General features: G+C 61.2%; 22 protein-coding genes and 1 tRNA gene. 19 read left to right on the top strand and 4 right to left on the bottom strand.

Annotation, left to right across the window (positions count from 1 at the left end; genetic code table 11):
• Nucleotides 1–49: 49 nt before the first annotated feature.
• The 18 genes from B0E50_RS13930 (at nt 50) to B0E50_RS13855 (ending at nt 16083) form a co-directional block, all read left to right on the top strand.
• A complete protein-coding gene (locus B0E50_RS13930; RefSeq protein ID WP_077441889.1) occupies nt 50–472 on the top strand; it encodes a MerR family transcriptional regulator in 423 nt (140 codons plus the stop codon).
• The gene (locus B0E50_RS13925; protein ID WP_077441888.1) at nt 472–3081 is read left to right on the top strand and encodes a heavy metal translocating P-type ATPase; all 2610 of its coding nucleotides are present in this window, start codon (nt 472–474) and stop codon (nt 3079–3081) included. The genes B0E50_RS13930 and B0E50_RS13925 overlap by 1 nt, the downstream gene beginning before the upstream one ends.
• 95 nt (nt 3082–3176) lie before the next feature.
• Nucleotides 3177–3341, top strand: coding sequence for a hypothetical protein (locus B0E50_RS18210; RefSeq protein WP_168170883.1), 165 nt, complete (start codon nt 3177–3179; stop codon nt 3339–3341).
• Nucleotides 3342–3426: 85 nt separating this feature from the next.
• Nucleotides 3427–4722: a bifunctional tetrahydrofolate synthase/dihydrofolate synthase gene (gene folC / locus B0E50_RS13920; RefSeq protein ID WP_077441887.1), complete on the top strand. Its 1296-nt coding sequence runs from the start codon at nt 3427–3429 to the stop codon at nt 4720–4722.
• Between the two features lie 99 nt (nt 4723–4821).
• Complete coding sequence (locus B0E50_RS13915) at nt 4822–5862, top strand: SPOR domain-containing protein (RefSeq protein ID WP_077441886.1); 1041 nt, start codon at nt 4822–4824, stop codon at nt 5860–5862.
• A gap of 70 nt (nt 5863–5932) precedes the next feature.
• A complete protein-coding gene (locus tag B0E50_RS13910; RefSeq protein WP_077441885.1) occupies nt 5933–6616 on the top strand; it encodes a CvpA family protein in 684 nt (227 codons plus the stop codon).
• Between the two features lie 15 nt (nt 6617–6631).
• Nucleotides 6632–8107 carry an amidophosphoribosyltransferase gene (purF, locus tag B0E50_RS13905; protein ID WP_077441884.1) on the top strand — a complete coding sequence of 492 codons (1476 nt, stop codon included), beginning with the start codon at nt 6632–6634 and terminating at the stop codon, nt 8105–8107.
• 54 nt (nt 8108–8161) lie between these two features.
• Nucleotides 8162–8971, top strand: coding sequence for a ferritin-like domain-containing protein (locus B0E50_RS13900; protein WP_077441883.1), 810 nt, complete (start codon nt 8162–8164; stop codon nt 8969–8971).
• Nucleotides 8972–9217: 246 nt separating this feature from the next.
• Nucleotides 9218–10435, top strand: coding sequence for a site-specific integrase (locus B0E50_RS13895; RefSeq protein ID WP_168170882.1), 1218 nt, complete (start codon nt 9218–9220; stop codon nt 10433–10435).
• Nucleotides 10432–10938 carry a hypothetical protein gene (locus B0E50_RS13890; protein WP_077441881.1) on the top strand — a complete coding sequence of 169 codons (507 nt, stop codon included), beginning with the start codon at nt 10432–10434 and terminating at the stop codon, nt 10936–10938. The genes B0E50_RS13895 and B0E50_RS13890 overlap by 4 nt, the downstream gene beginning before the upstream one ends.
• Before the next feature lie 101 nt (nt 10939–11039).
• Complete coding sequence (locus B0E50_RS13885) at nt 11040–11267, top strand: hypothetical protein (protein WP_077441880.1); 228 nt, start codon at nt 11040–11042, stop codon at nt 11265–11267.
• The gene (locus tag B0E50_RS13880) at nt 11264–12793 is read left to right on the top strand and encodes a phage/plasmid primase, P4 family (RefSeq protein WP_077441879.1); all 1530 of its coding nucleotides are present in this window, start codon (nt 11264–11266) and stop codon (nt 12791–12793) included. Before B0E50_RS13885 ends, B0E50_RS13880 begins: the two co-directional genes overlap by 4 nt.
• A gap of 169 nt (nt 12794–12962) precedes the next feature.
• Nucleotides 12963–13556, top strand: coding sequence for a hypothetical protein (locus B0E50_RS13875; RefSeq protein WP_077441878.1), 594 nt, complete (start codon nt 12963–12965; stop codon nt 13554–13556).
• 100 nt (nt 13557–13656) lie between these two features.
• Entirely contained in the window at nt 13657–14655 is a 999-nt protein-coding gene (locus tag B0E50_RS13870) for a phage major capsid protein (protein WP_168170881.1), read from the top strand.
• The gene (locus B0E50_RS18205) at nt 14655–14813 is read left to right on the top strand and encodes a hypothetical protein (RefSeq protein ID WP_168170880.1); all 159 of its coding nucleotides are present in this window, start codon (nt 14655–14657) and stop codon (nt 14811–14813) included. Before B0E50_RS13870 ends, B0E50_RS18205 begins: the two co-directional genes overlap by 1 nt.
• Nucleotides 14810–15070, top strand: a complete 261-nt coding sequence (locus B0E50_RS13865) for a hypothetical protein (RefSeq protein ID WP_077441876.1) — start codon at nt 14810–14812, stop codon at nt 15068–15070. Before B0E50_RS18205 ends, B0E50_RS13865 begins: the two co-directional genes overlap by 4 nt.
• Before the next feature lie 107 nt (nt 15071–15177).
• The gene (locus B0E50_RS13860) at nt 15178–15516 is read left to right on the top strand and encodes a P27 family phage terminase small subunit (protein WP_077441875.1); all 339 of its coding nucleotides are present in this window, start codon (nt 15178–15180) and stop codon (nt 15514–15516) included.
• A gap of 3 nt (nt 15517–15519) precedes the next feature.
• On the top strand, nt 15520–16083 hold the full coding sequence (locus B0E50_RS13855; RefSeq protein ID WP_077441874.1) for a hypothetical protein: 564 nt from the start codon (nt 15520–15522) through the stop codon (nt 16081–16083).
• Between the two features lie 269 nt (nt 16084–16352).
• On the opposite strand, the gene B0E50_RS13850 is transcribed toward B0E50_RS13855, so the two are convergent.
• From B0E50_RS13850 to B0E50_RS13835, 4 genes are all read right to left on the bottom strand, one after another.
• On the bottom strand, nt 16353–17381 hold the full coding sequence (locus tag B0E50_RS13850) for a hypothetical protein (protein ID WP_139350875.1): 1029 nt from the start codon (nt 17379–17381) through the stop codon (nt 16353–16355).
• Nucleotides 17382–17429: 48 nt separating this feature from the next.
• Complete coding sequence (locus tag B0E50_RS13845) at nt 17430–17783, bottom strand: hypothetical protein (protein ID WP_139350874.1); 354 nt, start codon at nt 17781–17783, stop codon at nt 17430–17432.
• A gap of 150 nt (nt 17784–17933) precedes the next feature.
• The gene (locus B0E50_RS13840) at nt 17934–18422 is read right to left on the bottom strand and encodes a hypothetical protein (RefSeq protein WP_077441871.1); all 489 of its coding nucleotides are present in this window, start codon (nt 18420–18422) and stop codon (nt 17934–17936) included.
• A gap of 261 nt (nt 18423–18683) precedes the next feature.
• Nucleotides 18684–18760, bottom strand: a tRNA-Pro gene (locus B0E50_RS13835).
• A 167-nt stretch (nt 18761–18927) separates the two neighbouring features.
• On the opposite strand from B0E50_RS13835, the gene hisS reads away from it, so the two are divergent.
• Nucleotides 18928–20343: a histidine--tRNA ligase gene (hisS, locus tag B0E50_RS13830; protein WP_077441870.1), complete on the top strand. Its 1416-nt coding sequence runs from the start codon at nt 18928–18930 to the stop codon at nt 20341–20343.
• Nucleotides 20344–20394 lie beyond the last annotated feature (51 nt).

Raw genomic sequence — 20394 nt, 5'->3', positions numbered from 1 at the left:
CAGCATGGCTCTTGACTCTGGACCTGGATCATGGGTCTAGACTTGTGGCATGGACACACAAACCAGCTCACTCACCATCGGTGCCGTCGCCAAGCGCGTCGGTGTGGCGATCGACACGATCCGTTATTACGAGCGCGAGGGCCTGTTGCCCGAACCGGTGCGACGTGCCTCGGGCTATCGCAGTTATGGCGAGGGTACGATCGCGCAATTGCGCTTTATCCGCCGCGCCAAGGATCTCGGCTTCACGCTGGAGGAGATCCGCGAACTGCTGGCGCTGTCGGCGGATCGGCAACGTGGCGTGAAGGCGGTGAAGCAGCGGGCGCAGCAGCGGCTGGCTGCGATCGAGTTGCGGATTACCGAGCTGCAGCGCGTGCGCGACGGGCTGGCGCAGCTGGTCGAGTCGTGCCCCGGGCATGGCAAGCCGGAAGAGTGCCCGATCCTGCGCGCGCTGAGCGATGAGGCGGTGTCGTGATGGGCGAGCAAGTTTCCTGCTGCCACAGCGGCGAGCAACCCGTGAAGGTGATGGCAACCGACCCGGTCTGCTGCATGCGGGTGGATTCAGCCGCGTCGAAACATCAAGCCACGCATGAGGGGCAGGTGTTTCATTTCTGCTGCGCTGGCTGCAGGGCGAAGTTCGAAGCCTCGCCAGCGACGTATTCGGGCCTGCCCGACTCGAGGGTGGCAGCGACAAGTTGCTGCACTACGAAGCCTGCGGTGATCGAGGTCCATGATCACTCGCATGCAGATCATGACCAGGCCCAGCACAATGATGCTCATCACGGCCACGCGGACACGGTGAAGGATCCTGTCTGTGGCATGACGGTGGATCCGCACACCGCGAAGCACCACGCTGATCACGACGGCCATACATACCACTTCTGCGCCGCGCGTTGCCGCGAGAAGTTCGTGGCCGAGCCGCTCGCTTATCCGGAAGGCCGCGCAACCCCGCCACCGGCAGTGCCCGGCGCGGTCTACACCTGCCCGATGCATCCGGAAGTGCAGCAGGTAGGCCCTGGCGATTGCCCGAAGTGCGGTATGGCGCTGGAGCCCATGATGCCGAGCCTGGATGAGGACGATGATGGTGAACTGTCGAGGATGACGTGGCGTTTCTGGACACTGGTGGCGTTGACCTTGCCTGTGTTCCTGCTGGCGATGGGGCCGCATTTGTTCGGCTGGCAGTTGCCTGCGTCTTGGGCGCTCAGCACCGGTTGGGCCGAGGGCATGCTTGCCACCATCGTTGTGATCTGGGGCGGTATTCCGTTCTTCGTGCGCGCCTGGCGTTCGCTGCGACCGTGGTCGCCGAACATGTATACCCTGATCGGGCTGGGCACGGGCGTCACCTGGTTGTACAGCGCGGCGGCCTTTATCGCGCCACAGCTCTTCCCGCCCAGTTTCCGCGACATGCACGGCAACGTCGCGGTGTATTTCGAGTCGGCGGCTGTGATCGTCACCCTGGTCACGCTGGGTGATTTCCTGGAGCTGCGTGCACGTCGACGCACGGGCACAGCGCTCAAGGCACTTCTGGGTCTGGTGCCTAAGATCGCGCGGCAAATCGCTGACGACGGCAGCGAAAGCGAGGTGTCGCTGGATGAGGTGCAAGCCGGTGACGTGCTTCGCGTGCGTCCCGGCGAGAAAGTGCCGGTCGATGGCGTGGTGCTGGACGGCGGCAGCCATGTCGACGAATCGATGCTTACCGGTGAACCCATGCCAGTGGCCAAGGCGAAGGGCGATCCGCTCACCGGCGGCACGGTGAATCAGGATGGCGCTCTGACCATGCGCGCACTGAAGGTCGGCGGCGCAACGATGCTGGCGCAGATCGTGGCGCTGGTGACTCAAGCGCAGCGCAGCAAGGCGCCGCTGCAGCGCGTGGCCGATCGGGTGGCGGCGTGGTTCGTGCCGGCAGTAGTGATGGTCGCGCTGGTGGCGTTTGCACTATGGGTACTGCTGGGGCCCCCACCCCAATTCGCGCACGCACTGATCGCCGCCGTATCGGTGTTGATCATCGCCTGTCCGTGCGCGCTGGGCCTGGCCACCCCGATCTCGATCATGGTGGCCAGCGGCCGGGGCGCGCAGAACGGCGTGCTGTTCAAGGACGCCAGCGCGATCGAGGCCATGCGCGAAATCGATACGCTGGTGGTGGACAAGACCGGCACGTTGACCATGGGCAAGCCGGCCTTGACCGAACTGGTGAGCCTCGGTGGCCAACCTCGCGAGCGCCTGCTGGCATGGGCCGCGGCACTGGAGCGACCGAGCGAACATCCGCTGGCGCGGGCGATCGTGGGCGCTGCCCAGGCGGAGGGCGTGATGACGCTGACGGCGACGGACTTCCGTTCGCTGACCGGGCGTGGTGTCAGCGCGAACGTGGATGGCGGCGTCGTGGCACTGGGCAATGCGAAGTTGATGGCGGAGTTGCATATCGCGATTGCCGGCACCGCCAGCGCGCGCGCCGAACAACTGCGTGGGCAGGGCGCCACCGCGATGTTCCTTGCGGTCGATGGTGTACTCGTTGCCCTGCTGGCGGTAGCCGACCGGATCAAGCCGGGCACGCCGGCCGCACTCGAGGCATTGCACGCGGCTGGTCTGCGTATCGTGATGCTGACGGGCGATAACGCCACCACCGCAAAGGCGGTGGCGCGCGAGCTGGGCATCGACCGCGTGCATGCGGATGTCTCGCCAGCAGACAAGGCGGCGGTGGTGAATGCCTTGCGCGCCGAAGGTCGCCGCGTGGCAATGGCCGGTGACGGCATCAACGACGCGCCGGCGCTGGCCACTGCTGATATCGGCATCGCGATGGGCAGCGGCACCGATGTGGCGATGGAGAGCGCGCAGGTGACCTTGGTGAAAGGCGAGCTGGGCGCGATCGTGCGGGCGCGCACGCTGTCGCAGGCGACGGTGCGCAATATCCGGCAGAACCTGTTCTTCGCCTTCATCTACAACGCGGTCGGCGTGCCGCTGGCGGCTGGCGCGTTGTATCCGTGGTTCGGTATCACGCTGTCGCCGATGATCGCCGCACTGGCGATGAGCCTGTCGTCGGTCTCGGTGGTCAGCAATGCGTTGCGGCTGCGGCATGTGCCGTTGTGACGATTGTCACCAGCGACGATTGACGGCTGCCCCTGTGGCCGGTTCTGTCTCCGGACGATCATTCTCCTGCACCATGGGGGTGCGGGAGAGCACACATGAACGTCATCAACGACACCCGCAGCACGCTGGAAAAGCACATGCCGCTGTTGCTCGGCCTGCTGGTGGCCCTGCTGGCAGGCAAGGCGCTGAAGAAAATGTTCTGGACCCTGTTCGGCATGTACATGGCATTGCACTACAGCGGCATCCATCCGTTTGGCTGAGGCGATGCTTTAAACTTTGTGCCTGTTCGTCCGTGGCGGCGCGTTGCCGCTGGATGTCGCTCCAACCACAGCACAAAGCCACTGAATGACTCGCACTCTCGCCGAATGGCTGACGTATCAGGAACGCGTCAACGTGCACAGCATCGAGCTGGGGCTCGATCGCGTGCGCGAGGTTTGGCAGCAGATGGGTGCGCCAGCGCCGGCGCGGCGCGTGATCACGGTGGGCGGCACCAATGGCAAAGGCTCCACCGTGGCCCTGCTGGAGGCCATGTTGCGGGCGGCGGGCCTGCGGGTCGGCAGCTTCACCTCGCCGCATCTGACGGATTACAACGAGCGGATACGCATAAACGGCGCGAATGCGGATGACGCTACGCTGATCGCCTCGTTCGAACGGATCGAGGCGGCACGCGGCGCGGCCCGGGACGATGCCATTGCGTTGACCTATTTCGAATTCGGCACGCTGGCTGCGCTGGATCTGTTCGCCCGTGCCGACCTGGATGTGGCGGTACTGGAGGTGGGTCTGGGCGGTCGGCTGGATGCGGTGAACATCATCGACGCCGATATTGCGATCGTCACCACGGTGGATCTGGATCATATGGACTGGCTGGGGCCGGACCGCGACAGCATCGGCCGCGAGAAGGCCGGCATCGCGCGGGCGGGGCGTCCGGTCATCGTCGGCGAGCTTGCGCCGCCGGCAGGCCTGCTCGATGCACTGGTTGCCTGCGGTGCACGGATCGAGCGCGCGGGAGTCGATTTTCGCGCTGAACGCCACGCCGATGGCTGGCGCTGGCTGCATCGCGATGGCAGCGCCATGGAACTGCCCGAGCCTGCGCTGGCCGCGCCGGTGCAGTTTGCCAATGCAGCCGCGGCGATTGCCGCCCTGCATGCGCTTTGGGCCGATGACGTGGCGTTCGCGCCGAAGGATGTCTTTGCTGCAGTCAGCACCGGCCTGCACGAAGTACGGGTGCAGGCGCGGCTGCAGTCGCTTGGCGGCAATCCGGCCCTGATCGTGGACGTGGGACACAATCCGCAGGCCGCGCGTGCACTCGCCGAATGGCTGGATACGCAGCCGGCTGGACGCGTTCATGCGGTATATGGCGCGCTGGCAGACAAGGACGTGTCCGGGGTGATCGGCGCGCTCGGTTCACGCATCGACCACTGGCATCTGGCCGGTCTGGAGTATCTCAGCCCACGCGGGCTGGCGCCGGGGGCGCTCGCCGGGATACTTCGACAGACCCTGCCGCTGGCCGTATTCGACGTTCATGCCGATGTCGCGAGTGCACTGGCGGCAGCCCGCGCGGCGGCCCAGCCGGACGAGCGCATTCTCGCGTTCGGTTCGTTTTTCGTGGCCAGTGCAGTCATCGCCGAAGCAGCCGGCTGAACGTTCTGATGGCATCGAGCGGGAACCAGCCGTGACGTTCGGCGCGGGCAGGTATAATCACGCCGTTACATGCCATGTTTGCCGCTTTGGAGTGAAGTCTTGAAAACACGTCTGTTGGGAGCTGCTGTCCTGATCGCCTTGGCGGTGTTGTTCCTGCCCATGATCTTCAGCGGCAAGTCGCCGGCACCGAGCGGTGATCAGGCGGTGAGCCTGGCGATTCCACCGGCACCGGATCGCGACCTGCAGACCAAGACCATGAGCCTGAATCCGAGTGCACCTGTGGCCACGCCTGCTGCTGTGGCGACATCACCAGCCGCTTCATCGTCAGCACCGTCGGCTGCGGTCGCGCCGGGTGCGACGGGCCAGCTGGCCACGGTGAATATCGGTTCGAGCCGCCCGCGTGACGTGGAGACCGATCCGGAGGCTGGCAAGGCGCCCACGCCGACTACGGTAACCACCGGTTCGGGTACCTCCCCGAGCCAGCCGGTGATTCCGGCGCAGAACAGGCCGACGGCCAGCGTGCCGATGACCAAGCCACAACCAGCAGTTGCATCGACCCCGGTCCCGACCCAGCCGCAGACGGCGGCTCCCGCCGCGTCCGGGCGTGGCAGCTACACCTTGAACCTCAGCGCCTATGCCAGCGCGGCTGGTGCAACGAGCCTGCAGCATCGCGTGCGTGCGCTGGGCTATCCGGTCAGTGGTCGCAGCATTACGCAGGCTGGCCAGTCGCGCACCCTGGTGCTTGCCGGGCCGTTCGAGACACGTGCGGCTGCCGAGGCGGCACGCCTGAAGATCACCCAGTCGATTCCCGGCGTACCGGCGCGGCTGGAACAGCAGGACGCCAGCCATGACGACGCTGTCACAGCGCCCCCCTCGGGCTCCGTCTCGCACGCCACGGCCCGCGCGGGTGGCTGGGCGGTGCAACTGGCCGCGATGAGCAACCAGGCCGACGCGAATGCGTTGCGCGACAAGCTGCGCACAAACGGTTTTGATGGCTTCGTCGATACCGTGCAGTCGGGTGGCAAGCAACTGTGGCGGGTGCGCGCCGGGCCGCAGACGCAACGCGCCGATGCGCTGCGCCTGCGCGATCAGATCAAGGCCAAACTGGGCACCGACGGCAACGTGGTATCGGTGCCTTGAATGGTGCGCGTGACCATGGCGGTCGGTCCGGGCTGTCAACGAGCAGGCTGCCAACGAGGTTGATGAACGGATGAACTGGACCGATTGCATCATCCTCGGCGTACTGGCCCTGTCGGTCCTGATCGGGCTTTTCCGCGGATTGATTTCCGAAGTGCTGTCGCTGGTGATCTGGATTGTTGCGTTCTGGGCAGCGTGGGCGTTGGGTCCGGTGGTGTCGGCGCATCTGGAACACGCGATCACGATGCCCACCCTGCGTTACAGCGTCGGTTACGGCATCTGCTTTGTCGTCGTGCTGATCGTCGGGGCACTCCTGCGTTTCGCAGTAAGGCGGCTGATCTGGAGTGCCGGCCTGTCGGGCATCGATCGGCTGTTTGGAATGGTATTCGGCTTCGTGCGTGGCGTATTGATCGTGACCCTGCTGGTTTTTCTGGTCGGGCTTACGGCGTTGACGCGTGAACCGTGGTGGCAGCAATCCGTGCTGCTGCCACAGTTCCAGGAAGCAGCTGCGTGGGTGGGGCAGAATGTGCCCCCCGGCGTATCGGCCAGCGTGCGCGAGCACTTTCACCCGTCGAAAGTGCTCGATCAGATTCATTCTTCCGAGGTGCTCGAGCACATGTCCAGCTTGCCTGCCTCCCTGCGCGCCCCAATATCGGGCACGACGCCTGCACCTGCGATACCCCCACCTGCGACATTGGCGCCCCCGGCTTCTCCTGCGACATCAGGCAGCACCACCACCCATCCTCAGAATTTCTGAAGCAGGCAACACACCATGTGCGGAATCATCGGCATTGTCGGTACCACCGAAGTGGCATCGGCGCTTTATGACGGACTGACGGTATTGCAGCACCGTGGCCAGGACGCCGCCGGCATCGCCACGGTAGACGGTTCGCGACTGCGCCTGCACAAGGGCAACGGACTGGTGCGCGACGTGTTCGGCCAGGCTTCGATGAGCGGCCTGCGCGGGCGCATCGGCATCGGCCATTGCCGCTATCCCACGGCTGGCTCGGAAGGCTCGGCCGAGGCGCAGCCGTTCTACGTCAACTCGCCGTACGGCATCGCGTTCGCGCACAACGGGAACCTGGTCAACACCGACGTGTTGCGCCGTGAGATGTTCGAGGACGATCGCCGCCACATCAACACCGAGTCCGATTCCGAAGTGCTGCTCAACGTGCTGGCGCACGAGCTGCAGATCCAGGACCGGATGGAACTGACCCCGGACCACATCTTCAAGGCGGTTGCCGGCGTGCATGCACGCGCCAGTGGCGGTTACGCCTGCGTGGCACTCGTGCTCGGCTACGGCCTGGTCGCGTTCCGCGATCCGCATGGCATCCGTCCGCTGGTGCTGGGCGAACGGGTCACCGCGGAGGGCCGCGAATATGCAGTGGCTTCGGAGTCGGTAGCGTTCGACGTGCTTGGCTTCAAGCGCATCCGCGACATCATGCCGGGCGAGGCGGTGATCATCACCGACCAGGGCCAGCTGCACAGCCGTCGCTGCGCCGAGGGCGCGTCACACACGCCGTGCATCTTCGAATACGTCTATCTGGCGCGGCCCGACTCGATGATGGAGGACGTGTCGGTGTACAAGGCGCGCCTGCGCATGGGCGAGAAGCTGGCCGAGAAGATCCTGCGCGAGCGGCCCGACCATGGCATCGACGCGGTGATCCCGATTCCCGACACTGCGCGTACCGCGGCCAGCGCGCTTGCCGAGGCGCTGGGTGTGCCGTTCCGCGAGGGCTTCGTCAAGAACCGCTACATCGGCCGTACCTTCATCATGCCGGGGCAGGGCGAACGGGTGAAATCGGTGCGCCGCAAGCTCAATCCGGTCGAACTGGAGTTCCGCAAGAAGAACGTGCTGCTGGTCGACGACTCGATCGTGCGCGGCACCACCTCGAAGCAGATCATCCAGATGGCCCGCGATGCCGGCGCGAAGAATGTCTATTTCGCCTCCGCCGCGCCTCCCGTGCGCTACCCGAACGTCTACGGCATCGACATGCCGTCGGCCTCCGAACTGGTTGCCGCCGGCCACACCGAGCAGGAAGTGGAGACGATGCTCGGTGCCGACTGGTTGATCTACCAGGACCTCAAGGACCTTATCTGGGCCGTGCAGGACGGCAACGAGGAGTTGAGGCAGTTCGACACCTCGTGCTTCTCGGGCGAATACGTCACCGGCCTCGACCAGCGTTATCTGGAACAGATCCAGATGCTGCGCTCGGATGATGCCAAGGCTGCGCGACGAGTGGTCTGAGCGTCCCACTTTGCACGTGCAGGAGCGCACTCTGTGTGCTCCTGCGAGAACGCCATGACCGATCTCCACGCCGCTGCCAAACGTTGCCTCGACGCCACCGACCCGGCCGAGAAACTGCAGCTGACCCATGAAACCTGGCAGGCCTTTCTGGCCGGCGCGCTGCGTGCCGACTCCGCCTCGCCACCACCCGAGCCAATCGGCGCGCCAGGTCGCCCGGTGAGGCCGCGACTGGTCAACGCGCGTCAGGTGCCGCAGCGCGAACTCGGCAGTGCGGAAGGTCGCGCTGCGCTGGTGCACGCGGTCGCGCATATCGAATTCAATGCGATCAACCTGGCATGGGATGCGGTCTACCGCTACCGCGACAAGCCGGAGGCGTACTACCGTGACTGGGCCAGTTGCGCCAACGACGAGGCACGTCATTTCGCGATGCTGTCCGCCCGACTGGCCGAACTCGGTCACGCCTACGGCGACTTCGACGCGCACGACGGCCTGTGGGCGATGGCCGAGAAAACCGCTGAGCACGATACCGCGCGCATGGCGCTGGTGCCGCGGGTGCTGGAGGCACGCGGACTGGATGTCACCCCCGGCATGATCGAACGACTACGTCATCTCGGCGACACTGCCACGGCGGCAATCCTCGAAGTGATCCTGCGCGAGGAAGTCGCCCATGTCGCCGCCGGTACCCGGTGGTACCAGCACTGCTGCGAGCGCGACGGGGTCGAGCCGGTCGACACATTCTTCGCATTGCTGCGCGAGTACATGGGTGTCAGCCTGCGCGGGCCGTTTAACCGTCCGGCGCGGCTCGAGGCGGGTTTTGTCGAGGCCGAGCTTGATCGACTCGCCGGACTTGCGCTGGAGAGCTGACTTCGGAAACAAGAAAGCCGGCGCAAGGCCGGCTTCTTCATCGAATTTGGTCGGGGTGACAGGATTCGAACCTGCGACTTCTACGTCCCGAACGCGATTTTCTGACCTTTACGATCAGTGACTTACGATGTAAGTGATTGATTAGTATAGTGGCGAAACTTCGCGATGCGTCGCGATATACTTCGGTTTCCGGTTACGAGTCGGTTACGGAGGTTTTCAGTGCTCGCCAGACGGTTACTCAAGAAGATGTCGCCGCTCATCGTTGAGGCGGCCAAACCGGAGGCTAAACCCTACCGGGTGTGGGACGCCGTCGTTCCGCAACTCTACCTCCGTGTTCAGCCCTCAGGGGTGAAGGCTTGGTACGTACGATGGAAGGCAGACGCCGACAAGTCGCTCGGCAAGTGGCCCGGCGTCACCGTCGAATCGGCTCGCGTGAAGGCAAAGGGACTACTTGTAGAGACGGACTTGCACGGCGCACCGCTGGCCGTGATCGAAGCGCGCAAGCCGCCCGGAGCGAAGCCGACGACTTTCGGGGAGTTCATCAGCGACCACTATGGGCCATGGGCTGTGGCTCATCAAAAGGCGGGGCAGGCGACGGTTGACGCGATTGCTGCCACGTTCGGCGAGCTGTACCAGAAGCCCTTGAACGGCGTCAGTGCGCGCGATGTTGAAGATATCAAGGCAGCGCGGCTGAAGTTAGGGAGGATGCCAGCGACGGTGAACCGGGACTTAGACCGTATACGTGGAGCACTGTCCCGTGCGGTTGATTGGGGGATGGTTGCGGAACATCCGCTGCGCACTGTTAAGCGGGCTAAAGGTGCCGACAACAGTCGAGTTCGCTACTTGACCAAAGCCGAGGAAAAGCGGCTACGTGAAGCGCTACAAAAGCGCGAGGAACAGCGCCGCAAGCGTCGAATGAGCGGCAATGCTTGGTCTGCCGAACGGGGTGGCGACGGACGTCCGATGTGGCCGGCGACCAGCTATACCGATCATCTAATGCCCTTAGTCCTGCTCGCGTTGAACACTGGGCTCCGCCGGGGTGAGTTGTTCAGCCTGGACTGGGGCAGTGTGAACATCCCCGGCAAGATGCTCACGGTCACTGTTGGCAACGCGAAGTCGAGGAAAGCGCGGCACATTCCTTTGAACACAGAGGCGCTGGCAGTTTTGAAGCGCTGGAAGAAGCAGGGCAGCGGCGAAGGGTTGGTGTTTCCGGGGGCGAGCGGCGAGCGCTTGGGCAATATCAACAAGTCTTGGGACGGGCTGGTGACAGCAGCGAAGCTTCCCGATTTTCGCTTTCACGATCTGCGCCACGACTTCGCGAGCAAGCTGGTGATGGCGGGTGTGGACTTGAATACGGTACGCGAATTGCTGGGCCATGCGGACATTGCGATGACGCTGCGCTATGCACACCTTGCGCCTCAGAAGTTGGCGGCTGCGGTGGCGATGCTTGGGGGCGGGAAATGAGCGCTGCGCGGAAATCAAAGAAGGTAGCGCGCACGCCCATCGCGCAGCAGATCACGCGTGTCTATCGCATGAGTGACGGTCAGGATGCGGTGGTGTCCCCGGTTGATGAGCTGATCCAGCTAATCCAGCAGTGGGCAGCCCTGGCGACGGGCAATGACCCGATAGTAAAAGAGTCTGCGCGGCAGCACCTTCGCGAAGTTGCAGAGGCTGCGATTGCTTCGCGTGTTCGCCCGGTTGGGGCTGCGCGTGGTGGCGCGAAGTCGGCGGCAACGAAAGCGAATGAAGCTGCTGACAGGAAGGATTCGCTCACCAAGAAGTTCAAGACCTTGATCGCCACCGGCGACCGCGATGCGAGCGAGGCCATTGACGAGATGGTCAAGAAGAAGCTTGCTAGTCGCGCAACGCTCTATCGTGTGCTTCAGCAAGAGTTGGAACGCTTGGGGCGAACTCGAAAAACAAGTAAAGCCCTAAATGCGAAGAAAATTCGCAAGCCAGCCAAGTAGATAGACGCGCTCCTGTCTCGCGTACAAAGTTCGCGAGAAAGCCGCCGGGACGCTTACCTCACCGCCGCGATTCGTCGCGGCTTTAAGTAGAGGTAAGCGAGATGGTGACGAAGCTGAAAATGTCTCTTGCGGACATCGCAGAGGCGACGGGCGAGGCAATGCCCCTGATCCGTGCTGCGATCAACGCCGGTGACCTCAAAACCTTCATTGTTGGTCGGCGTCGGTTCGCCCGCCCGGCGGACGTGGAAGCATGGGTGGACTTCCTTGAGCATGAGAGCGATGCAGGGCGCCCGGTGAAGTATCAGGCGCGTCCGCAGGTCGAAGCATGAGTCCCAAGGTTAAGGGCAAGCGTGCGTCGTATGAGCGCGTTGCGCAAACACCATCGCAGCCAACCGATGGTGAATCAGTACGCGAGGAAGCGCGTCGACTGCTCCGAGCCGAACAAGAGCAGATCGAGGATGCGGATGCACGCAACCCTGTTCTGCCGTCGCTGCGTACCAATCCGTTTGGCGCGGCAACCATCGTGCTGGTTCGCTACTTCACGATGGATGGGGTTCGGCTGCTGGTCTATTACCGGGAAGACTGGTACCAGTACAAGCGCAAGCGCTGGGTGCTGGTGTCCAAAAAAGATGTCGAAAGCATCTTGTACAAGCGACTGCTGCTTTGCCGGCAGGTCGATGCAGAAGGCGAAGTCCACGACTTTGTGACGTCGCAGCACAACGTCAACACCATCTATTACCAGATCGAGAACAACGAAACGATCCCGTCAGACCTGACGGTGCCTTGTGTGCGTGAACCGGACGGAAGCTGGCGCGAAGTCGATGCGCAGGGACAGATGGTTTGTCTTGGCGAAATCGTGGACATGCTGACAGGGAAGTCGAAGCCGACCTTGCACACGTTTGTGCCGAACGGTGCGGACTGGCGTTACGACAAGAATGCACCGGAACCGAAGCGGTGGATCGCTTTCCTTGAGGAGCTGTTCGGCGACAAGGCCGACGAAATAGCCCTGCTGCAAGAGTGGTTCGGCTATGTGTTGTCCGGTGACCGTTGGGCGCAGAAGGCGTTGATGCTGATCGGCCCGAAGCGCGCCGGCAAGGGCACCATCGGCGAAGTGCTGCGTAGGCTGCTTGGCAAGTCGATGGTGTCCAGCCCGGCGATCAATGCCATTGGCGAGCGGTTCGGGCTTCAAGACTCTATCAACAAGCGGTTGCTCCTTGTGAGCGATGCGCGCCTGTCGAGTAAGAAAGACACGATGGCAGTTGTTGAGAACTTACTTCGCATTGTGGGCAATGATCCGGTCATGGTAGATCGTAAGGGAAAGGAACCGATTACCGATCAGCTTGGCGTCCGGGTCATGATGCTGTCGAACGAGATGCCGCAGCTTGCGGATAGCTCGGATGCTGTCAGTTCGCGTTTCCTGATCCTCAAGTTGAGCAGGTCGTTCTTTGACCATGAAGAACATGATCTGCTCGACAAGCTGATTGATGAGCTACCGGGCATTGCGCTGTGGGCGATGGAAGGCTATCAGCGACTGCGTGGTTGGGGTCGATTCGATGAGCCGGAAAGCTCCAAGCAGGCGCGCCAGGATTGGTATGAGACAGGGACGCCTCTTGCTGAGTTTGTGGCGGACTATTGCGTGCTGGAGCCTGATAAGAAGGTTGCCCCGACCTACTTCACCGAGAAGTACAACGTGTGGCGGCAGCAACGGAAAATGCCCGTCATCACCTCCAACAAGTTGAGCGCTGAACTGTCGGGCATGTACGGTGAAAGTGTTCAACGTGGTTGGGACGGGAAAAAACGGCGCTGGTGTGGGATAGACCTCAATGATGCTGGGAAGGCTTTGGTTGATATTTGATGCCTGCCGTGAGGGGCACCTATCGTCGGTTCTATCGTCGGCATGCCGACGATCATCACCCCTTCGGCCTGCCGGGCGAGCGCAACGGTGTTGCCGGCGGGTAGTTCGATGGGCGCTACCGACGATAGAACCGACGATCAACCGACGATACTGCCGGCGGCTCTAAGCATTGGTATTACTGGGTGCCGACGATACCGACGTTTACTTTCTATTTGTCCGGAAGAAAACAAAGAAAAGGAGGGATAGAGAGATAAGGGGTAAGGAGTATGTCTTTATCGTCGGTATCGTCGGCACCCACGATTTGATACATCGCCCCAGCAACGTTGCGACCGACTCGCCCCGGCAGGCACGAAACCACGTAGGCATGTGCACGCGCACGTCGCGCGGCTCGCCGGTAGCCGAGGCTGCGGAGAAAGCCCGGCACAGCGTAGACACAGAGGAAAGCATGACCATTCACATATGTCCGAATTGCCAATACAAGTTCCGCGATTCCGCCGACCTAGAACAGCGGGTTGCTGAACTAGTCGCAGAGTGGGAGCAGCGTTGCGCACAGCGCGGTCACATGATGCCCAGCGGTCGTGTATCCGAATCGGTCGCGGCTGAGCTCTTGGGTCAACGCAAGCTCTGGATCGCCAACCTGCGCAAAGCGGACAAAGGCCCACGCATCATCTATGCGCCGGCAGGCCGCGGACACTTCAGTTACAACATGCGCGATTTGGCGGAGTGGTGGTTACGTCGAAACAGTGATGAGTGCGAGTCGTAGAACACCGGATGTACATGTTTGATCACCGTTGATCATGTTTGATCAAGACGCTAGCGCAATCTCGACGTGTATCCGATCCATTCATCGAGGCAAAAACGTCATGTCCATTTCCGCTGTTCAAAAAGGCCGCTCCTATATCAGGTTGAAACTTGCTCAGTGGGGCGGCAGTGGTTCGCCTGAACTCACGAACACTTTTGCGGCGGCACGATGGCCTGACGGCTTCGCTATCTCCAAAGCCGCTGTCGCAGCAATCACGACCGGTGACCTCGGCCCGGAAATGGTGGAGTATCTCAACGCAGTGCGCGAAAAATCCGTGCTAGGCGGCTTGGTCACTCGCCCAGCCGCCTTCAACAAGCGGATGTTGGCACGCACGAATGGTGTTATCGGCTGGTGGGTCGCAGAGTCCTCCCCAGCGCCGATGCTCAAAGCTGTACTTGCTGGCAGCACTCTCACTGCTAAAAAGGTCGTGGCGCTGATCGCGGTCACAGATGAAGCATTGCGTGCAGAATCGCCCGCTGTGGAAGCTGGCCTCCAATTCGATTTGGAGACAGGCTGCGCAGGTGCCATTGATCAAGCACTTCTCGATCCAGCCAATGCCGGTTCAGACACCATCCCTGCATCGGTCACGCACGGCGCACCGACAATTGCCGCGACCAGCGACGCGGCTGCCGACTTGAAAGCGTTGGTATCTGCTTTTGCAGGCGACATGTCCACCAGTTACTTGATTACAGATCCCGACACGGCTACCGGACTGGCAATGGTGCGTGGTGCCAACGGCAGCTTCCTTTTTCAAGACGCATCGCCGAGAGGTGGCTCAATCCTTGGTATCCCCCTGCTGGTGAGCCGCTATTCCCCGCACGATACGGCAGGCGGTCAAATTGCTCTCGTGGACTCGAGCGGCATCGCGGTTGCGATGGACGCCATCGAGCTGAGTCAGTCCGACCAAACTTCTCTCGCGATGAGTGATGAACCGGGTTCGCCAGCCACCATGGTGTCGATGTTCCAGACGAACACCGTGGCGCTGAAGGCGGTCATCCGTGCGAACTGGGAGAACCAGCGCATCGGCGGTGTCGCGGTCATCACTGGAGCTGACTACTGATGAACCGCTTCGACAAGATGTATGCCGAGATGACCAACGCTGAACGCAACACGCCAGCAACACGCGGCGACCTTACGCAGTTCATCGCGCTCGTGCTGCGGCATGTCAAGGAACTCAACCAGCGCATCAAGGAACTGGAAAAAGGAGAACACGCATGAACCTGAGCTTCAACGCCGCACAGCGCGACTATCCCCATACATGGAGCGAGATCAAGGCGCAGGTCGCTGAGATCAAACACGCCAGCGATGCCGACATCATTCCACTGGACGTCCACATCATCGAGGTCAATGGCGTCAAGATGCTTGAGGTTGTTTGCCTCACTGACTTGGTGATGGACGACACCGAGCAGCCAGCATCCGGCATGCGCATTCGCGCTCCGATCAACGAAGTGCCCGCGTCGCAGCGGATTCATTGAACGACACCGACCGGGGGGAGTGGCGCATGACCTGCGCTGTTGCGCTGGAAAACGCTCAGTCCATTTTTTAATCATGTAATCAAGGTTGCCTTTCAAAAAATCTATCCATGACCAAAGCCCGAACCGCATCGCAAACCCCGCCGAAAGAGCTGTCGAAGGAAGCGGGATCATGGTGGAAACGTCTGGTGTCCGAATATTCGATTGAGGACGACGCCGGCTTGTTGTTGTTGCAAACCGGGCTTGAAGCGTTCGACCGGATGCGCCTTGCGCAGTCCGCCATCAAGCGCGATGGCGTGACAGTTCTAGACCGCTTCGGTCAGCGCAAGGCGCATCCACTTTTGCCCGCCGAACGCGATGCCCGTTCGCAAATGCTGGCGGCATTGAAGGCGCTGAATCTGGACGTGGAGCCGCTCCATGATCGGCCCGGTCGCCCGGCAGGAAGTTGAACCATGCCTACCAATCGACGCTTCCGCACTCGCGCCCGCCGTGAAGGTATCGACCCGACGCGCTGGGCCATGCTCAACGACATGCTTCCGCCCGACGATGCGAACCGCTTTGTATGGTTGGATCGCGAGCACTACAACGCGTTGCTTCCGTACTGGCAAGAACATCGCAAGACGATCCTTGCAGATTGGATGAAGACCAAGCCTGGCACCCGCCCGTCGATGTGGTGGCGGTATGACGCGCCACGCCTCGCGCCGGAAGACTTGGGGCGCTGGTCGCGCACCGTTATGGCTTCGCGCTTGATCGAACTACGCCGACTGCTATGCGGCGAAGGCCAGCCGCTGCACGAAGTGCTGAACTATGCGCCGGCACACCACTACGGAATCCCAGCTTGGTTCGGCGATCCTGACAACCCGCCCGAGTTCGAAACGCAACGCGCTTACCTCAAACGTCACAAGCTGTTGCTGCCGGCAGAGAAGCGCGTCATTGCCGAGCCAGAACCTCACCCTTTGCGGATTGAGCCTGCCGAAAAGTGGCAGTGGATGCGGAATATGAGCAAGGCTGGATAGCCTTGCACAGCTCATGTCGAGCCATTCCAGCGTCCTATACCTAGTCGAATCGAACTCGTGGGGACGAAATCTACTCCTGACCTGGAACCTTTCGCGGCTTCTGGTCGATCTTCAACGAGCCGTCTTTGACGGTGACCGAGTAGGTTTTGACCTTCACGGGTGAAGAGGTAGTCGAACCCTTAGTTGCCACCGCGCCGCTGCGCTCCGAGGCACGAGGAGAGCGCACAACTCCGCCCGCAAAGGTGGCTTTGCCCGAATTCAGATACTGATTAGAATTCATCTGCATACCCCGTATGTTTGTGCTGGAGCTTGGGTTCGTTCAGCATCTCAAAGCGCTCGCCGCGCTTGAGTACTCCGATGTGCGTACGACCACCGACGACAGGAATGCCACGTGCGAAGCGTTGCATGCCGGATTGAATGTTGACAAGTAGCTCCACGAAGTCTATCGCGTATTGTGTAGACAGGTTCCCATAGTCAACGTCAGCAGTGACTGAATCCCACGGAAGGGTGGGAAGTTGTTCTTCACGAACCTGAACATCTAGCCCGCTCGGCAACACTACACCTGCAGCTGTTATGGCTTCGGAAAGGTCGTTGATTGTACTTTCGCGCTGTTGCTTCATTGCCTTCACAAGCTCTCGATTGACTTTGTACTGCAACAATCCATCTGAACCTCGTAATAGACGCTCCGCGTAATCTGCAGTCCCACCCCAGCAAACTCCGGTGTGGTCGTCTTCAGTAAATTGCTCCACCAAAGAATTGTCTGAGCAATTTATGCGAAAAACTCTCCCATACACATCATCCCGCCCGTAGCCAGCGACAATGAATTGGACTGTACTGAAATACTGAATATCGGGTATCCCAGACTTTTTATAGTCTTCATGCCAGAGCTCATACATGAAGTCCTTGAACTCATTGGCTACGTCTTCAACCTTGTTGAAGGTCCTTTTATCGGCACTCACTTTTCGCCGAAATCGCTTTGCTTGCTCAGCGATTGTGACGCCTCCAACAATGGCTAACCCCGCGGTTACAGCTGCAACTGTCGTGTCCTCATCTTGGTAAAGACAAAACATCTTGCTAACGCCGCCAAACACTGTGGTTGCCATCTGTCTGGTGTCGTTAATGTTGAATTTGAGTAGTAGATTTCCATCCTCATCAGCTACCGGGTTTCCTTCTTTATCCAGTACAAATGAAGTATTCCCATTGCGGTAGGGCAAAAATGCAGTCTCCGTTATGCTTGAAAGGCTGTCGCAGCCAAGCACTATGCCGTCATACGTACAAAGCGCAATGTTAATTGTCATGTTCCCTCCTTGGTTTCTAGATGAAGGTACAAGAGCGAGATTCTTGATTTATTGCCGCGCGCTTGTTTCAGTTGTGAACTTGATCGCTTCTCCCTCAACAACAACATGCCGGTCGTTGTTGCTTCGATCACTGCGAACGATCACCGCGTCAGCGCCGATCTGCGCGCCGGCAGCTTGTAACTGGGGGATCGCGTCGCTGACCGTGGGGTCAGTCCAGCCGGGCTTGTAGCGGTTCGCTGAAACGATGCCGATGGAAGTGTATGTGCGCTGCGGCGGCGAGTAGAGAATCTGAATTTGACTGGCGTTCGTCGGCGCGTAAGGCGTCGGCAGGTTACTGTGCGCTTGGTACGTGCTACATCCGGCGAGCGCACACGCGAGCGCGATGCCGACAAGAACCTTCATGATTGTTCCCCCTGCCATTGCTGGCTCCCTAGTTAAGTATTCACTTATTGTTGTATGAGCGCCACTTCGACCGGCAGGGCCTATCTAACGAGTTGCGCGTATAGCCCCTTCAGGCGTGTGCGGAAGCGTGTCGTGCTGATCGGAGAGTGCCTAACCGCGCTCGGTGGACATTTGCTGAATTGCCTGTCCAGCGGCGCGAAGCCGCTTTGCTGCGTCACCCCGCCAGCTCCTGCTGAGTCGCCTACGGACGAGGATGCCGCACGCAGTTTTCGCGTGGCAGTACGCAAGGTGATGCATCACTGGGTTGTCTAGTGCGCTCGGCTCGACCGTCACGGTCATGCCTGCCCTTGGTTCAAGGCGGTAGGGCAACTGCGTTCGTCGTAGGAAGTCATTCGTAATCACCGTCTTCTGCTTCGCGAAGCGACCGGAGGTGTAACCGACTTCTGTGATCGTCACAGGTATGTACCCGGTGTTTATAACTTCGATGCAAACGGTCACTTGCCCGGTTGAAATGATCATGACGCGACTGAGCACCCGCAAACGCACCACATCCTTGCGGATCATCCAGTAAGCGTTGAAGACACCGAGTGTGGCGCCGACCACGGCAATCCCGAGCGTTACTCCCTGAGTCAAGTCCATGTCACTCCCCCGCTGTTGGCGAGACGAGTGTACGTGCCTGCGGGTAAGGTGTGCAGACGTGTGCAGGAGCGGGTCGCGCGGGTAGGGCAGTACCTACCGTTGCCCCTCGCTGTCGAAACCCTCTAGCCTGCGTGGCGAAACGCGCTGCTCAATGGCCTTCGATTTCCGTGAATTCCGGTTATGAGACGGTTACGGCGAACGGCCAACAAAAAAGCCGCCCTGCTAGGCGGCTGTTTTATCCTTGAAATTCAAGGTCTTACTTGGTCGGGGAGACAGGATTCGAACCTGCGACTTCTACGTCCCGAACGTAGCGCTCTACCAGGCTGAGCTACACCCCGTGGGAAGCCGCGTATCTTAATCGTCGGGCGGGAGCTTGGCAACAGTTTCAATGCATCCTGTTGCCGGCGCGGCTGCGGAAGCCGCATGGCGTTCTGCTAATCTTGACGGCTGCCGTCGCGCGGTCTGCGGTCAGACGGAATGTTCCCCATCGTCAGTAGAGGATTCCATGGCGCTTACCCCGGCCCGCACCATGCCCGGCGTGCTCGAGCTGCTGCCGCTCGACCAGATCGCGTTCCAGCGCATGCTCGACGTGATCCGTCGCAATTACGAGCGCTTCGGTTTCCTGCCGATCGAGACGCCGGTGATCGAATACTCCGACGTGCTGCTGACCAAGACCGGCGGCGAGACCGAGCGGCAGGTGTATTTCGTGCAATCCACCGGCGCATTGAATGCAGCCGCCAAGGACGACGAAGGCATGCCCGAACTGGCGTTGCGCTTCGATCTCACCGTGCCGCTGGCGCGCTATGTCGCCGAACACGAGCGCGACCTGAGCTTCCCGTTCCGCCGTTACCAGATGCAGAAGGTGTACCGCGGCGAGCGCGCCCAGCGCGGTCGCTTCCGCGAGTTCTACCAGTGCGACATCGACGTGATCGGCAAGGATGCGCTGTCGGTGCGTTACGACGCCGAGATTCCGGCGGTGATCTACAGCGTGTTCCGCGAACTGAACATCGGCGCGTTCACCATCCAGCTCAACAACCGCAAGCTGATGCGCGGCTATTTCGAAAGCCTCGGCATCGTCGACGGCGAGCAGCAGATGCTGGTGCTGCGCGAGGTGGATAAGATCGACAAGATCGGTGCGGATGGGGTGAAGGAAAAACTCCGTTTGCAACTGTCACTGGATAGCAGGTTCGAACACGGTAGTCAGGTGTCGGAAGACGCTATCCGTAAGATCCTCGACTTCGTGCAGATCCGTTCGAATTCGCTACAGGATGCTTTCGACAAGCTCGATGCGCTGGGCGTCGGCCCCGAGGCGATGGAGCAGGGCCGCCACGAGTTGAAGGAAGTGCTGGGCCTGATCCACGCGTTCGGCGTGCCTGAAACTCATTACGCGCTGAACCTGTCGATCGCACGCGGCCTCGACTACTACACCGGCACGGTCTACGAGACCACGCTGAACGATCATCCGCAGATCGGCTCGATCTGCTCCGGCGGCCGTTACGAAAACCTGGCCAGCCAGTACACCAAGTCGCAGCTGCCCGGCGTCGGTATCTCGATCGGCCTCACCCGCCTGTACTGGCAGTTGCGTGATGCCGGCCTGATCAACACGGCGACCAGCACGGTCGATGTGCTGGTGACTCAGATGGATGCGGCACAGCTGCCGGCCTATCTCGCGCTGGCCGGCGAATTGCGCGTTGCCGGCATCGCCACTGAGGTGGTGCTGGAGGGCAGCAAGCTCGGCAAGCAGTTCAAGTATGCCGACCGCGCCGGGATCCGCTTCGTGATCGTGCTGGGTGAAGACGAGATCGCCAAGGGCGTGGTGACGGTGAAGGACCTGCGCCGCGAGGATCAGTTCGAGGTCGCGCGCAGCGAATTGATCAAGACCTTGCGGGTGGAGCTGGAGCAGGCCGCCGCGATGGGCTGAATGCCCTCGCGGTCAGGCGATTAGGAAATGGGCGACGTAATTCTTCAGTGA

The organism is Rhodanobacter sp. C01 (assembly GCF_002001045.1).
Lineage (GTDB): Bacteria > Pseudomonadota > Gammaproteobacteria > Xanthomonadales > Rhodanobacteraceae > Rhodanobacter.
Note: the sequence above shows the minus strand (reverse complement) of the source record. Positions and strands in the feature narration are given on the sequence as shown.

Excerpts from the sequence above, each read along its gene's own strand:
- B0E50_RS13890 (WP_077441881.1), top strand. The coding sequence starts at position 10,432 with ATGAGCGCTGCGCGGAAATCAAAGAAGGTAGCGCGCACGCCCATCGCG.
- B0E50_RS18210 (WP_168170883.1), top strand. The coding sequence starts at position 3,177 with ATGAACGTCATCAACGACACCCGCAGCACGCTGGAAAAGCACATGCCG.
- B0E50_RS13885 (WP_077441880.1), top strand. The coding sequence starts at position 11,040 with ATGGTGACGAAGCTGAAAATGTCTCTTGCGGACATCGCAGAGGCGACG.
- folC (WP_077441887.1), top strand. The coding sequence starts at position 3,427 with ATGACTCGCACTCTCGCCGAATGGCTGACGTATCAGGAACGCGTCAAC.
- B0E50_RS13845 (WP_139350874.1), bottom strand. The coding sequence starts at position 17,783 with ATGAAGGTTCTTGTCGGCATCGCGCTCGCGTGTGCGCTCGCCGGATGT.
- B0E50_RS13930 (WP_077441889.1), top strand. The coding sequence starts at position 50 with ATGGACACACAAACCAGCTCACTCACCATCGGTGCCGTCGCCAAGCGC.
- B0E50_RS13855 (WP_077441874.1), top strand. The coding sequence starts at position 15,520 with ATGCCTACCAATCGACGCTTCCGCACTCGCGCCCGCCGTGAAGGTATC.
- purF (WP_077441884.1), top strand. The coding sequence starts at position 6,632 with ATGTGCGGAATCATCGGCATTGTCGGTACCACCGAAGTGGCATCGGCG.
- B0E50_RS13865 (WP_077441876.1), top strand. The coding sequence starts at position 14,810 with ATGAACCTGAGCTTCAACGCCGCACAGCGCGACTATCCCCATACATGG.
- B0E50_RS13860 (WP_077441875.1), top strand. The coding sequence starts at position 15,178 with ATGACCAAAGCCCGAACCGCATCGCAAACCCCGCCGAAAGAGCTGTCG.
- B0E50_RS13900 (WP_077441883.1), top strand. The coding sequence starts at position 8,162 with ATGACCGATCTCCACGCCGCTGCCAAACGTTGCCTCGACGCCACCGAC.
- B0E50_RS13840 (WP_077441871.1), bottom strand. The coding sequence starts at position 18,422 with ATGGACTTGACTCAGGGAGTAACGCTCGGGATTGCCGTGGTCGGCGCC.
- B0E50_RS13925 (WP_077441888.1), top strand. The coding sequence starts at position 472 with ATGGGCGAGCAAGTTTCCTGCTGCCACAGCGGCGAGCAACCCGTGAAG.
- B0E50_RS13870 (WP_168170881.1), top strand. The coding sequence starts at position 13,657 with ATGTCCATTTCCGCTGTTCAAAAAGGCCGCTCCTATATCAGGTTGAAA.
- B0E50_RS13910 (WP_077441885.1), top strand. The coding sequence starts at position 5,933 with ATGAACTGGACCGATTGCATCATCCTCGGCGTACTGGCCCTGTCGGTC.
- B0E50_RS18205 (WP_168170880.1), top strand. The coding sequence starts at position 14,655 with ATGAACCGCTTCGACAAGATGTATGCCGAGATGACCAACGCTGAACGC.
- B0E50_RS13880 (WP_077441879.1), top strand. The coding sequence starts at position 11,264 with ATGAGTCCCAAGGTTAAGGGCAAGCGTGCGTCGTATGAGCGCGTTGCG.
- B0E50_RS13895 (WP_168170882.1), top strand. The coding sequence starts at position 9,218 with ATGTCGCCGCTCATCGTTGAGGCGGCCAAACCGGAGGCTAAACCCTAC.
- B0E50_RS13850 (WP_139350875.1), bottom strand. The coding sequence starts at position 17,381 with ATGACAATTAACATTGCGCTTTGTACGTATGACGGCATAGTGCTTGGC.
- hisS (WP_077441870.1), top strand. The coding sequence starts at position 18,928 with ATGGCGCTTACCCCGGCCCGCACCATGCCCGGCGTGCTCGAGCTGCTG.